The organism is Cupriavidus sp. FW216-B1, assembly GCF_058789195.1.
Genome location: NZ_JBYTEL010000001.1, coordinates 282,060 through 295,301 on the forward strand (window position 1 = coordinate 282,060; position 13,242 = coordinate 295,301).

The window sequence follows — 13,242 nt, forward strand, 5'->3', positions numbered from 1 at the left end:
GGCGTGGTGTCAGGGGCGCGTGGCGCCGCGCGGTTTCAGGCGCCGGCGAACAGATGCCGGTTCAGCGCAAGGTAGGCGTCGCGCGACGGCGCGAGGTGATTGCGGCACAACGTGACGAGGTCGTCGCGGCGCCCTTCGCGCAGGGCGTCGATGATGGCCCAGTGCTCGTCGCGCGCGCGCGCGCGGTAGGCCGGGTCGACCAGCGAGCTGAAGCGGATCGGGTGCGTCTGGCGCGCGTATTCCTGGATCGCGCGCTGCAGCGTGGCGTTCTCGCAGAAGCCGAACAGCGTCTCGTGAAAGTGCTGGTTGCTGCGGAACACCGCGCGCGGGTCGTTCGCGGCGACGGCGGCATCGTGCTCGCGCTGGATCTCGATGAGGCGCTGCAGGCCTTCCTCGGGCAGCGGGCAGGGCAGGATGCGCGCGGCCTCGCTCTCGAGCAGCTCGCGCAACTGGTACAGCTCGGCCACTTCGCGCGCGCTGAACGCGCGCACCTCGCAGCCGATGTTCTTGCGGCGCTCGACCAGCCCGAGGCGGGCCAGCTCGGAGAGCGTCTCGCGCGCGGCGTGCCGCTTGAGGTCGAAGCGGCGCATCAGGTCGTCTTCGATCAGCCGTTCGCGCGGATGCAGCCGGCCGAGCACGATGTCCTCTTCCAGTTCGCACACGGCGGCGGGAACGTCGAAGGGTTTGCTGGCGGATTCGATATGGCGGTTTTGCGCGACGGACATGAATGGATCGTAAGTAAGACGGGACAGGGCGCGGCGCCGCGCGCCGCGTCGCACGCCTTCCCGCAGGGACGTGGATCGCGGCAATTCTACATGCGCCCCGGAGAGAGGTTACGCGGGGCCGCGGCGGGCGGTCAATGCGGCGCGGCGACTGTGTCCATATTAATATCAATACGATTATTGACAATCTGGTCGGGGCGTCCCAGAATCGCGGCACGGACGCCCCGCGTCCTCTGCACCCCGCCAGACCCGACCGGATGTCTTGCCAGGCATGAGCCTGCCGCGGCGCATCCCCGTCCCAACGATCCACAGAGAGGCATCATGTACAAGACACCCACACACTTCATCGACGGGGCCGAGGTCCTGGCCGCGGCTGCCGATGCCCCCGCCATTCCGGTCATCGATCCCGCCACCGAGACGCTGCTCGGCACCGTGGCCGGCGCCGGCGAGGCGGAGGTCGGCGCCGCGCTGCGGGCCGCGCAGCGCGGCCTGGAGCGCTGGAGCGGGACGGCGCCGTGGGCGCGCTCCGACGTGCTGCGGGAGGTCGGCCGCCTGATGCGCGAGCGCCAGGAGGAACTGGCGCGCCTGCTGACGCTGGAAGTCGGCAAGACGCTGGCCGAGGCGCGCGCCGAGGTGGCGGTCTCCGCCGAGCATTTCGAGTGGTGCGCCGACGAGGCCCGGCGCCTCTACGGCCTGGTGCTGGGCGGGCGCACGGCGGCCAGCCGGCTGGAGGTGCGCTACGAGCCGGTGGGTGTCGTGCTGGCGCTGACGGCGTGGAATTTCCCGGTCAACCTGGCCGCGCGCAAGCTGGCGATGGCGCTGGCGGCCGGCTGCGCGGTCATCGTGCGGCCGGCCGAGGAAGCGCCGGGCAGCGTGGCCGCGCTGGTGCGGTGCTGCCACGACGCGGGCGTGCCCGCGGGCGCGGTCAACCTGCTGATCGGCACGCCCGACGACGTGGTCGCGCCGCTGATGGCCGCGCCGGCGGTGCGCAAGATCAGTTTCACCGGCTCGACCCGCGTTGGCCAGCTGCTGATCCGCCAGAGCGCGGATACCGTCAAGCGCCTGACGATGGAGCTGGGCGGGCATGCGCCGTTCATCGTCCTCGACGATGCCGACGTCGAGGCCGCGGCGGCGGCGGCGGTGCAGGCCAAGTTCCGCAACGCCGGCCAGGTGTGCGTGTCGCCGGGCCGCTTTTTCGTCGCGCGTCCGGTGATGGCGGCCTTCGAGGCCGCGGTGGTGGCCCGCGCCCGGCGCCTGCGCGTCGGCAACGGCCAGCAGGAGAACGTCGACATGGGGCCGCTGGCGACCGAGCGGCAGCGGGTGCGCACCGAGCGGCTGGTGCGCGATGCGCTGTCCCGCGGCGCGCGGCTGCTGTGCGGCGGGCGGCGTCCGCCCGAGCTGGTCCGCGGCTATTTCTACGAACCCACGGTGCTGGCCGACGTGCCGGACGACGCCGAGATCCTCCACGAGGAGCCGTTCGCGCCGGTGATGGCGATCGTTCCCGTCGACGATGCCGACGAGGCCATCGCGCGCGCGAACGCGCTGGAGGCGGGGCTGGCCGCCTATCTGTACACGCGCTCGGCCGAGGCCGCGGACCGCGTGGCGAACGCGCTCGAGTCCGGCATGGTGGGCGTGAACACCACGGCGGTGGCCACGCCGGAGGCGCCGTTCGGTGGCATCAAGCAAAGCGGCTTCGGCCGCGAGGGCGGTGAGATCGGCGTGCGGGAATACCTGAACACCAAGTTCGTGCACCGGTACGCGGCGTAGGGCGACATAAGGCGGCGTGGGGCGGCGTGGGGTGGTGTAGAGCGGCATAGGGCGGCACAAGAGCGCCACAAGTTCGCCCAAGGTCCGCCACAAGAGCGGCATCGGGCACCGCCGCTTCCGGCCTTGCCGGGCCGCTGCGCAACGACCTTCTTTTTCCCCGCGGTATGTGCTACCCGCCCCGGCGCGACCCCGCCGGGCAGGCCAGGCTGTCGGCCCGTTGAATTATCGATTAGATTATTGACAATCCATGAGGGCACACTTAGACTTTCCGTGCTCACCTATAAAAACCATCCGGAGACATTCATGAAGCGCTTATTGGCCTGCGTGGCCATGCTGTGGGCCACCGTGGCCGCGGCCCAGTATCCCGACAAGCCGGTCAAGCTGGTGGTGCCGTTCGCGCCCGGCGGCAACATCGACTTCATCGCCCGCACCCTGCAATCGAAGCTGTCCGAATACCTGGGCGTGTCGGTGGTGATCGACAACCGGCCCGGCGCGGGCGGCATCCTCGGCGCCGCCTACGCGGCCCGCCAGCCGGCGGACGGTTACACGCTGCTGCTGGCCAATACCGGCGTCATCGTGATCTACCCGGCCATCTACAAGCAGCTTTCGTATGATCCGCTGAAGGATTTCGTGCCGGTGGCCCGCGCCACCACCAACGAGCTGGTGGCCGTGGTCAACCCCGGCGTGCCCGCGCGCGACCTGAAGGAATTCATTGCCTACAGCAAGTCGAGCGGCGGCAAGATCAGCGCGGCCGTGGCCGGCGTCGGCTCGTCGCAGCATTTCGCCATGGAGATGGTCAAGCGCAGCGCCGGCGTCGACATGCTGATGGTGCCGTACAAGGCCAGCGTGCCCGCGCTCAACGACGTGCTCGGCGGGCAGGTCCAGTTCATGGTCGACGCGCCGCCCGTGGTGCAGTCGTTCGTCCAGACCGGCCGCCTGCGCGCGCTGGCCGTCACCGGCAGCAAGCGGCTGGCCACGCTGCCCAACGTGCCGACCTTCACCGAGGCCGGCCTGCCGGGCATCGATGCCACCGGTTTCCAGGGCTTCCTCGCGCCGGCGGGCACGCCCGACGCGATCGTCAACACGGTGTCGCGCGCGGTGCTCAAGGCGCTGCAGCAGCCCGAGGTGATCCAGCAACTGCGCGGCCAGGGGCTGGAGCCCGCGGGCATGGACGCCAGGGCATTCAATGCCTTCGTGCACACCGAAGCGCCCAAGTGGGCAAATCTCGCCAAAGCCGCCAACATCAAGGCCGACTGACATGAAAACACCTGAAACCCTGCGACCGAACCGCTTCAAGGAAGGCTTGCGCGAGGGGCGCAAGCAGCCCGGCCTGTGGCTCACGCTCGAAAGCCCCCACGTCACCGAGGTGGTGGCCGGCTCCGGCTACGACTGGCTGCTGCTCGACATGGAGCACGCCTGCGTCGACGTCTCCCAGGTCGTCGACCACCTGCGCGCCGCGCAGGGCGGCACGGCGGAACTGGTGGTGCGCATCCCGGCCAACGAGCCGGTCGTGTTCAAGCGCCTGCTCGACGCCGGCATCCGCTCGTTCATGGTGCCGTTCGTGCAGTCCGCCGAGGAAGCGCGGCAGGCCGTGGCCGCCACGCGCTACCCGCCGCACGGCATCCGCGGCGTGAGCGGCAACATGCGCGCCAACGGCTTCTCGCGCATCAAGGACTACGGCCAGCGCTACGCCGAGGCGCAGTGCATCGTGGTGCAGATCGAATCGCCGGCGGCCGCCGCGGCCGTGCGCGAGATCGGCGCGGTCGACGGCGTGGACGGCCTGTTCGTCGGCCCCAACGACCTGGCCGCCAACATGGGGCTGTACGGCCAGCCGGGCGCGCCCGAGGTGACGGCGGCGATCGCGCGCATCCTGGCCGACATCCGCGCGGCCGGCAAGGCGCCGGGCATCCTCAACTTCAACCCCGCGCAGGCGCGCGAGCTGCTGGCGCAGGGCTACGACTTCGTCGCGGTGGGCTCCGACCTGTCGATCCTGGCGCGGCGCAGCGAAGCCCTGCTCGCGGAAATCACCGCCGCCTGAGAGCCATTCCCCATGAGCAGAAAGCGAATTGAACTGTCCCAGCTGCGCAGCCAGCGCTGGTTCGGCGCGGCCGGCCAGCCCGGCAACCACAAGTCGTACCGCACCAAGCAGATGGGCTACACCAGCGAGGACTTCCAGGGCAAGCCGGTCATCGGCATCCTCAGCACGTGGTCGGACCTCAACAGTTGCCACACGCATTTCCCGCAGCGCATCGAGGAGGTCAAGCGCGGCGTCTGGCAGGCCGGCGGCTTCCCGGTGGTGATGCCGACGCTGAGCGTGGGCGAGACCTACGTGCGCCCCAGCACGCTGATCTACCGCAACCTGCTGGCGATGGACGCGGAAGAGATCCTGCGCTCGCACCCGATCGACGGCGCCGTGCTGCTGGGCGGCTGCGACAAGACCACGCCCGGGCTGCTGATGGCGGCCGCATCGATGAATATCCCGGCCATCTTCGTGCCCGCCGGCGCGATGCTGCGCGGGCACTGGCGCGGCCAGCAGATGCTGGGCACCGGCTCCAGCACCTGGCAGGCCCTGGCCGACTACCGCGCCGGCAAGCTCGACGAAAAATCGTGGCGGCAGGTCGGCGAGGGCACGGCGCGCTCGCCGGGCACCTGCAACACGATGGGCACCGCCTCGACCATGACCAGCATGGCCGACGCGCTGGGGCTGACCCTGCCGGGCGCCAGCTCGATCCCCGCGGTCGACGCCACGCATTCGCAGATGGCGTCGATGTCCGGGCGCCGCATCGTCGAGATGGTGTGGGAAGACCTGCGGCCGAAGGACATCGTCACGCGCCAGAGCTTCCTGAACGCCGTGGTCACGGACATGGCGCTGTCGGGCTCGACCAACTCCCTCATCCACCTCGTGGCGATGGCGCGCCGCCTCGGCGTCGAACTGTCGCTCGACGATTTCTCGCGCGCCAGCGAGACGGTGCCGGTGCTGTGCAACCTGCAGCCCAGCGGCACCTACCTGATGGAGGACCTGTTCTACGCGGGCGGGCTGCTGGCGCTGCTCAAGCGCATCGCCGGGCACCTCGACCTGTCCTGCCAGACCGTCACCGGCCGCACGCTGGGCGAGAACATCGAGCAGGCCGAGGTCTACAACGACGACGTCATCCGCACCGAGGAAAACCCGGTCTACGGGGCCGGCGGGCTGGTGGTGCTGCGCGGCAACCTGGCGCCGCGCGGCGCGGTGCTCAAGCGCGCCGCCGCCGAGCCGCGCCTGCTCCAGCACACCGGCCCGGCCGTGGTGTTCCGCAACTTCCAGGACATGCTCGCGCGCGTGGACGACCCCGACCTCGCCGTGACCGCGGACAGCGTGCTGGTGCTGCAGGACAGCGGCCCGACCGGCGCGCCCGGCATGCCGGAATGGGGCATGCTGCCGATCCCCAAGAAGCTGCTGGCGGCCGGCGTGCGCGACATGGTGCGGATCTCCGACGCGCGCATGAGCGGCACCAGCTACGGCACCTGCGTCCTGCACGTCTGCCCGGAAAGCCGCGTGGGCGGGTTGCTGGGGCTGGTGCGCGACGGCGACCTGGTGCGCCTCGACACCGAAGGCCGCCGGCTCGACCTGCTGGTGGACGAGGCCGAGATCGAGGCGCGGCGCAAGGCCTGGGTCGCGCCGCCGCCGCACTACGAGCGCGGTTTCGGCCTGCTGCACATCGAGCACGTGCTGCAGGCGGACGAAGGCTGCGACCTCGATTTCCTCGCCAGGCAGGGCAACGTGCCCGATCCGGAAGCGCGCTTCTCGTAGCGCAAATCGGGCCGGGACACCGTTGCCGCGATGCCCGCGGCGGCTGTGTCCCGGCCGCCTTCTCGTCACGATCCCGCCGCCGTCCCGCCGCCGTCCCGCCACGGGGCGGCGATCCCGGCACTCCCTGCATCTCCCCCTTGCGTCCGCCGCGATACTGTATAAACATACAGTATTCGGAGATTCCGCCTATCCCGCCTTGTCCCACCTTATCCCGCCGCCTTGCCGCGCGGATAAGGCCGTCACAAGGCCGCAAGCATCACATGAGTTCCCTCGTTTCCTCCGGCTCGCACGCGCCGCCCGTTGATCCACCCGTGCCACCCGTGGCCCAGCCCGCCGGGGCCGGCCGCCAGGCGGCGCTGGAGGCGCTCGCGCAGCGCCATCCCGGCCTGTGGCGCGCCGGGCAGCTCGGCCGCGCGGGGCAGGCGGGCAGCGTGCCGGCGCTGGAAACCGGCCATGCGGCGCTGTCGGCCGAATTGCCGGGCGGCGGCTGGCCGCTGGGGGCGCTGACCGAGCTGCTGCTGGCCGAGCCCGGCGTGGGCGAGCTGCGCCTGCTGCGCCCGGCGCTGGCCGCGCTGGCGGCGGCGCCGCGGCGCCTGGCGCTGGTGGGGCCGCCGCACCTGCCGAACGCGGCGTGCCTGGCCGGCTGGGGGCTGCCGGCGCGGCAGGTGTTCTGGGTGCGCGCGCCGGCCGGCGCCGGCAAGGCCGCGGCGCAGGCCGACCTGCTGTGGGCGGCCGAGCAGGTGCTGCGCAGCCAGGCCTTCGGCGGGGTCGTGGTGTGGCTGCCCGCGGCGCGGCCCGAGGCGCTGCGCCGCCTGCAGGTGCTGGCGCAGGCGGGCGACGCGGTGGCGTGGGCCGTGCGCCCGGCCGGCGTGCTGCGCGAGTCGTCGCCGGCGGTGCTGCGCCTGCTGCTGGCGCCGGCGCCGGGCAATGCGGTGTCGATCACCTTCCACAAGCGGCGCGGCCCGGTGCGCGAGCAGCCGCTGGTGCTGCCGCTCGACGAGATGGCGGCGGTGCCGGGCCGTCCGTCCGCGCCGCGGCCCGCGCCTGCGGAGGCGCCGTTGCCGCGGGTTTCACAGGCCGTTGCGGGAGAGCAAGACCATGTCGTACTGGATCGCGGTGCATCTGCCGCGCCTGTCGCTGGACGCGCTGCAGCCGAACTGGCCTGAGCCGGACGCTGCCGCCGCGGTCCCCGGCGTGCTGCATCACGGCGTGCCGGTGGCGGTGATGGAGCGCGAGCGCGTGGTGCTGGCCAATACCCCGGCGGTGGCGCTGGGCGTGCAGGCCGGCATGCGGCGCGGCGGGGTGCAGGCCCTGTCGGCGCAGGTGGTGCAACTGGAGCGCGAGCCGGCGGCGGAGGCGCAGCTGATGACGGCGCTGGCGCTGGCGCTGCTGCATTTCTCGCCGCACGTGAGCCTGCATCCGGAGCCCGACGCGGCCACGGTGATGATCGACGCGGGCGCCAGCGTGCGGCTGTTCGGCGGGCATCGCGCGCTGTGCCGCGCGGTGTATGCGCGGGTGCGCCGGCTGGGCGTGTTCCTTCAACTGGGCTGCGCGCCGACCGCCTTCGGCGCGGCGTGGCTGGCGGCGCAGCCGTTCCGGCGCGACCGGCACGGCCGCATGGTGCGCCCGGCGCGGCGCGCGCTGCGTCCGGCGCGCATGGCGCGGCTGCTGGACCGCCTGCCGGTGGCCATGCTGCGCAACGTGGCCGACGAAGGCTGGCTCGACGGCATCGGCTGCCGCACCGTGGGCGAGGTGCGCGGCCTGCCGCGCGCGGGTTTGCAGCGCCGCCTCGGCGCGGACGTGCTGGCGCGGCTGGACCAGGCCTATGGCGAGGTGCCGGTGCGCTTCGCCTGGTTCGCCGCGCCGCCCGAGTTCGCGCAGCGCATGGAACTGCCGGGCCGCACCGAATCGGTCCAGGGCGTGATGGCCGGCGCGCAGCGCCTGCTGCTGGCGCTGGGCGGCTGGCTGGCGGTGCGGCAGGCCGGCGTGACGCGCCTGGCGCTGCGGCTCGAGCATGAGCGCTACCGCCTGGGCTGCGAGACCCCGGCCACGCCGGTGACGGTAAGCCTGGCCGAGCCCAGCCGCGACCCGGCGCACTTGTGCCGGCTGCTGCAGGAGCGCCTGGACAAGGTGCAGTTCACCGTGCCGGCGGTGGGGCTGCTGCTGGTGGTGGAGGCCATGCAGGAATGCCTGCCGCGCAGCGAGGCGCTGTTTCCCGAGCCGGGCGGCACGCCGGCCGGGCTGGGCCGCCTGCTCGACACCTTGATGGCGCGCCTGGGCCGCGAGAACGTGCTGCAGCCCATGCCGCTGGCGGACCACCGGCCCGAGCGCGCCAGCCGCTGGTGCCCGGTGGACGAGATGCCCGCGCGCGCGCCGGCGGCACCCGCGCAGGCCTGGCCCGCGCGCCCGCCGTGGCTGCTGGCGCAGCCGCTGCCGCTGGCCGTGCAGCGCCACCGGCCCTGCCACGGCGGGCCGCTGGTGCTGCTGTCGCGGCCCGAGCGCATCGAGTCCGGCTGGTGGGACGACGCGCTCGCCACGCGCGACTATTTCGTCGCCGAGCGCGCCGACGGCCTGCGCTGCTGGGTCTACCGCCAGCGCCCGGGGCGCGAGGAGGGCGGCGAATACCGCTGGTTCCTGCACGGGCTGTTCTGAGCCGGCTGCACCGAGCGCGCCCGCGCCGCGCGCCATCCGGCCCGGTCCGGTTGCATCCCGCTCCGTCTTGCCCGGCTTCGTTTCGCTTGGCTTCGTCCGGCTCCATCCGGCTTCATCTGGTTCGACCTGGCCTCACCCTGTTTCATATCCGTCCTCGATCATGTCCAGCCTGCCCGCCGCGCCTTCGTTTTCCGCCCTGCCGCCCGCGCTCTCGGCGCTGCTGCCGGCCTTGCCCGATTACGTGGAGCTGCACTGCATCTCGAACTTCACCTTCCTCGAAGGCGCCTCGCATCCGGTCGAGCTGATCGAGCGCGCGTTCGCGCTGGGTTATGGCGGCCTCGCGCTCACCGACGAATGCTCGGTGGCCGGCACGGCGCGCGCGCACCACGCGCTCAAGGACCTGCGCGAGCGCGCCAGCGCCGCGCTCGCGCGCAGCGCGGCGCGGCTGGCCGCCGGCCTCGACGCGGGCGAGGAAGACGACGAAGACGAGGATGACCTCGAAGCCCTGGCCGCGGAGGAGGCGGAAGACGGCGAAGGCCACGACCCCGGCGCGCAGGACGTCCTGCTGCAAGCCGCCGGCCCCGGCGAGGCCGCCGAGGCCCGCCTGCGGCGCCATGAAAAACTCTCCGCCATCGCCGCCGCCGCGCAGGCCTTCCGCCTGCTGATCGGCAGCCGCTTCACGCTGACCGGCCAGGATGGCAAGGACGGCCAGAACGATGATCCGGCCCTGCGCCTGGTGCTGCTGGCGCAGGACCGCGAAGGCTTTGGCAATCTCTGCGAGTTCATCACGCTGGGCCGCCGGCGCGCGGAGAAGGGCGCCTACCGCCTGCGCCCGGAGGACATCGCCGCGCCCGCAGCGGAACACGCGCACCTGCGCGGCATGCCCCGCTGCGTGGCGCTGCTGCTGCCCGCGTACTGCCCCGAGCCGCAAGCGCTGCTGCGGCAGGCGCGCTGGATGCGGCAGGTCTTCGGCGAGCGCGCCTGGATCGCGCTCGAGCAACTGCAGGGCCATGCCGATGCGCTGCACCGGCAGCGGCTGGAGGACGCCGCCGCGCAGGCCGGCGTGCCGCTGGCCGCGGCGGGCGCCGTGACCATGCACGTGCGCTCGCGCAAGCCGCTGTCCGACGTGCTCAGCGCGATCCGCACCGGGCAGACGCTGGCCGAGTGCGGCATGGCGCTGGCGCCCAATGCCGAGCAGCACCTGCGCATGCGCCAGCGGCTGTCGCGGCTCTACCCGCGCGAGGCGCTGGCGCAGACGCTGCGCATCGCCGCCATGTGCGATTTCTCGCTGGACACGCTGCGCTACGAATATCCGGAGGAACTGGTGCCCGCCGGCCTGACGCCGTTCAGCTACCTGTACAGCGAGACCATGAAGGGCAAGGCGATACGGTTTCCCGACGGCCTCGATCCCAGGTGGGACAAGCAGCTGGCGGACGAGCTCGGCCTGATCCGGGAGAAAGGCTACGAGTCGTTCTTCCTCACCGTGCACGACATCGTGCGCTTCGCGCGCAGCAAGGACATCCTGTGCCAGGGGCGCGGCTCGGCGGCCAACTCGCTGGTCTGCTATTGCCTGTTCATCACCGAGGTCCATCCGGCCGACGCCAACATGCTGTTCGGCCGCTTCCTCTCGCGCGAGCGCGACGAGGCGCCCGACATCGACGTCGACTTCGAGCACCAGCGGCGCGAAGAGGTCATCCAGTACATCTACGGGAAATACGGCCGCGACCGCGCCGCGCTGGCCGCCTCGCTGATCACCTACCGCTCGCGCAGCGCGCTGCGCGACGTGGGCCGCGCGCTCGGCATCGACGCCAGCGTGATCGAGCAGGTGGTCAAGGGGCAGGCGTGGTGGGACGGCCCGCGCGGCTTCATCGAGCGCATCTCGCAATACGGGCTGGACCCGGAGTCGCTGGCGGTGCGCCAGTGGGCCAGTCTGACCATGCAGTTGCGCGGCTTTCCGCGCCATTTGTCGCAGCACGTCGGCGGCTTCGTGATCGCGCGGGACAAGCTGTCGCGGCTGGTGCCGATCGAGAACGCGGCGATGGCGGAGCGCAGCGTGATCCAGTGGGACAAGGACGACCTCGAATCGCTCGGCCTGCTCAAGGTGGACGTGCTGGCGCTGGGCATGCTGTCGGCGATCCGGCGCGCGCTGGCAATGATCCCGGGGCCGTCCGGCGGGCCGATGCGCATGGCGGAGATTCCCCGCGAGGACGGCAAGACCTACGACATGATCTGCGCGGCCGACACCATCGGCGTGTTCCAGGTGGAGTCGCGCGCGCAGCAGTCGATGCTGCCGCGCCTGCGGCCGCGCAGCTTCTACGACCTGGTGGTGGAGGTGGCCATCGTGCGGCCCGGCCCGATCCAGGGCGGCATGGTGCATCCCTTCCTCAAGCGGCGCGAAGTGGTGCGGCGCACCGGCAAGCAGCCCGTGTACCACGACAAGATCATCCAGAACGTGCTGGGCCGCACGCTGGGCGTGCCGATCTTCCAGGAGCAGGTCATGCAGCTGGCCATCGACGCGGCCGGCTTCACGCCCGGCGAGGCCGACCATCTGCGCCGCTCGATGGCGGCGTGGCGGCGCAAGGGCGACCTGCGCAAGTACCAGGACAAGCTGGTCAGGGGGCTGACCGCCAACAAGTATCCCGAGTCCTTCGCGCTGGCCATCTGCCGGCAGATCGAAGGCTTCGGCGAGTACGGCTTCCCGGAAAGCCACGCCGCCAGCTTCGCCAAGCTGGTCTACCTCAGCGCGTGGATCAAGTGCCACCATCCGGCCGCCTTCCTGTGCGCGCTGCTCAACAGCCAGCCGATGGGCTTCTACTCGCCCTCGCAACTGGTGCAGGATGCGCGCCGCCACGGCGTGCGCACGCTGCCGGCGGACGTCACGGTGAGCGGCTGGGAAAGCACGCTCGAAGCGGATGCGGATGGGAGTGCGGAGGTGGGAGCAAATATGGACGCGGACATGGACACGCAAGCGGGCACGCAAGCAGGCGCGCAAGCGGGCAGCGCCCGCCCGGCCGTGCGGCTCGGCCTCGGCCGCGTGAAAGGCATGAGCAAGGACGTGGCGCTGCGCATCGAGGCGGCGCGCGCCGGGCGGCCCTTCGCCAGCGTGGAAGACCTGGTGCTGCGCGCCTGCCTGGACCGCCACGACATCGACGCGCTGGCCGCCGCCGATGCGCTGTCCGCGCTCGCCGGGCATCGCCGCCAGGCGCGCTGGCAGGCCCGCGCCGCCGCGCTGCAGGCGGTCCACCGCGACCTGCTCTACGCGGCGCCACCGGCCGAGAGCGCGCTTGCCTTGCCCGCGCCGCGCCTGGGCGAAGACGTGGCCGCCGACTACGCCAGCACGGGCCTGTCATTGAAGTCGCATCCGCTGGCGCTGCTGCGCCCGCGCCTGGCGGCCATGAAATTCGCCACCGCGCGGCAGCTTGCGCAGTGCGGCAACGGCCGGCGCGTGCGCGCCTGCGGCATCGTCACCGTGCGCCAGCGGCCCGCCACCGCCAGCGGCACCATCTTCGTCTCGATCGAGGACGAGACCGGCGCCGTCAACGTGATCCTGTGGCCGGACCTGATCGAGCGCCAGCGCAAGGAAGTGCTGGGCGCCACCATGCTGGGCGTGATCGGCACCTGGCAGCGGCAGGGCGAGGTCAGGCACCTGGTGGCGCAGCAACTGGTGGACCTCAGCCCGCTGCTGGGCCGCCTGATGGTGATGAGCCGGGATTTTCACTGAGCGGCGCTTGCTGCGCGCCCGCTTGCCTGCTTGTCTGCCTGCCTGCTGCGTTTGCCCGCGCGGGCGGCGGCGCGCGCCGCCCGTCCGCGCGCATGCCGGCGGGAGTGCCGGCATGCCGCGTGCTACAGCGCCTGCGTGCCTTGCGCCCGCGCCTGCCACTGTGCCTGGCGCGGTACCTCGTCCCGCCAGCCCACCGCCTTCAGCACGGCGAAGCCATGTGCCGTGACGCGCGGGCAGCGATGCCCGCCCGTGCAATCCTCGAGCGACACCAGGCCGCGCTCGACCAGGGTGTCCAGATCGACGGGGTCGAGTTCCAGGCAGTCCTGCGCATCGCGGACCAGCAGCAAGGTGGCAAATTCATGGGGACTCAGCATCGGTGACTCCTGGGTAGGGTAGCCCGCGCTCGCAGGCCTTCGAGGACAAAACTGCTGACCAAAAGACAGCATTGCCGCGAATAGGTTCAAGGTCTTTCGTGCCTCCCGGCGTGCCTCCTGGCCGGTGCATCGCACCGGCTTCGCTTGGCTTCGTTGTACGTTTTCTTTGCGTCCGTTTTGTGTCCGCCTTGTTGGTCCTTTGCTGACCTTCTTGCC

Annotated in this window: 9 protein-coding genes; 7 read left to right on the plus strand and 2 right to left on the minus strand. The window is 71.8% G+C overall.

Annotated features, from left to right (window positions below; translation table 11 throughout):
- Positions 1-35: 35 nt before the first annotated feature.
- Complete coding sequence (locus AC3WXD_RS01115; protein ID WP_020201491.1) at positions 36-725, minus strand: GntR family transcriptional regulator; 690 nt, start codon at positions 723-725, stop codon at positions 36-38.
- A gap of 318 nt (positions 726-1,043) precedes the next feature.
- On the opposite strand from AC3WXD_RS01115, the gene AC3WXD_RS01120 reads away from it, so the two are divergent.
- From AC3WXD_RS01120 to AC3WXD_RS01150, 7 genes are all read left to right on the plus strand, one after another.
- Positions 1,044-2,489 (plus strand): NAD-dependent succinate-semialdehyde dehydrogenase, encoded by a 1,446-nt coding sequence (locus AC3WXD_RS01120; RefSeq protein ID WP_492322838.1) that lies wholly within the window; start codon positions 1,044-1,046, stop codon positions 2,487-2,489.
- A 303-nt stretch (positions 2,490-2,792) separates the two neighbouring features.
- Entirely contained in the window at positions 2,793-3,746 is a 954-nt protein-coding gene (locus tag AC3WXD_RS01125; RefSeq protein WP_063923065.1) for a Bug family tripartite tricarboxylate transporter substrate binding protein, read from the plus strand.
- A gap of 1 nt (position 3,747) precedes the next feature.
- Positions 3,748-4,527, plus strand: coding sequence for an HpcH/HpaI aldolase family protein (locus AC3WXD_RS01130; RefSeq protein ID WP_029043283.1), 780 nt, complete (start codon positions 3,748-3,750; stop codon positions 4,525-4,527).
- A gap of 12 nt (positions 4,528-4,539) precedes the next feature.
- Positions 4,540-6,279 carry an L-arabinonate dehydratase gene (gene araD, locus AC3WXD_RS01135; protein ID WP_454733050.1) on the plus strand — a complete coding sequence of 580 codons (1,740 nt, stop codon included), beginning with the start codon at positions 4,540-4,542 and terminating at the stop codon, positions 6,277-6,279.
- Positions 6,280-6,539: 260 nt separating this feature from the next.
- The gene (gene imuA / locus AC3WXD_RS01140; protein WP_492322839.1) at positions 6,540-7,445 is read left to right on the plus strand and encodes a translesion DNA synthesis-associated protein ImuA; all 906 of its coding nucleotides are present in this window, start codon (positions 6,540-6,542) and stop codon (positions 7,443-7,445) included.
- Positions 7,378-8,931 carry a Y-family DNA polymerase gene (locus tag AC3WXD_RS01145; RefSeq protein ID WP_492322840.1) on the plus strand — a complete coding sequence of 518 codons (1,554 nt, stop codon included), beginning with the start codon at positions 7,378-7,380 and terminating at the stop codon, positions 8,929-8,931. The genes imuA and AC3WXD_RS01145 overlap by 68 nt, the downstream gene beginning before the upstream one ends.
- A gap of 160 nt (positions 8,932-9,091) precedes the next feature.
- On the plus strand, positions 9,092-12,652 hold the full coding sequence (locus tag AC3WXD_RS01150; RefSeq protein WP_492322841.1) for an error-prone DNA polymerase: 3,561 nt from the start codon (positions 9,092-9,094) through the stop codon (positions 12,650-12,652).
- 122 nt (positions 12,653-12,774) lie between these two features.
- Here the strand turns inward: AC3WXD_RS01150 and AC3WXD_RS01155 are convergent, their stop codons facing one another.
- On the minus strand, positions 12,775-13,026 hold the full coding sequence (locus tag AC3WXD_RS01155) for a hypothetical protein (RefSeq protein ID WP_020201483.1): 252 nt from the start codon (positions 13,024-13,026) through the stop codon (positions 12,775-12,777).
- Positions 13,027-13,242 lie beyond the last annotated feature (216 nt).

Bases quoted from the DNA above. Each gene is read 5' to 3' on its own strand.
- AC3WXD_RS01115 (WP_020201491.1), bottom strand. From the start codon at position 725: ATGTCCGTCGCGCAAAACCGCCATATCGAATCCGCCAGCAAACCCTTC.
- AC3WXD_RS01120 (WP_492322838.1), top strand. From the start codon at position 1,044: ATGTACAAGACACCCACACACTTCATCGACGGGGCCGAGGTCCTGGCC.
- AC3WXD_RS01125 (WP_063923065.1), top strand. From the start codon at position 2,793: ATGAAGCGCTTATTGGCCTGCGTGGCCATGCTGTGGGCCACCGTGGCC.
- AC3WXD_RS01130 (WP_029043283.1), top strand. From the start codon at position 3,748: ATGAAAACACCTGAAACCCTGCGACCGAACCGCTTCAAGGAAGGCTTG.
- araD (WP_454733050.1), top strand. From the start codon at position 4,540: ATGAGCAGAAAGCGAATTGAACTGTCCCAGCTGCGCAGCCAGCGCTGG.
- imuA (WP_492322839.1), top strand. From the start codon at position 6,540: ATGAGTTCCCTCGTTTCCTCCGGCTCGCACGCGCCGCCCGTTGATCCA.
- AC3WXD_RS01145 (WP_492322840.1), top strand. From the start codon at position 7,378: ATGTCGTACTGGATCGCGGTGCATCTGCCGCGCCTGTCGCTGGACGCG.
- AC3WXD_RS01150 (WP_492322841.1), top strand. From the start codon at position 9,092: ATGTCCAGCCTGCCCGCCGCGCCTTCGTTTTCCGCCCTGCCGCCCGCG.
- AC3WXD_RS01155 (WP_020201483.1), bottom strand. From the start codon at position 13,026: ATGCTGAGTCCCCATGAATTTGCCACCTTGCTGCTGGTCCGCGATGCG.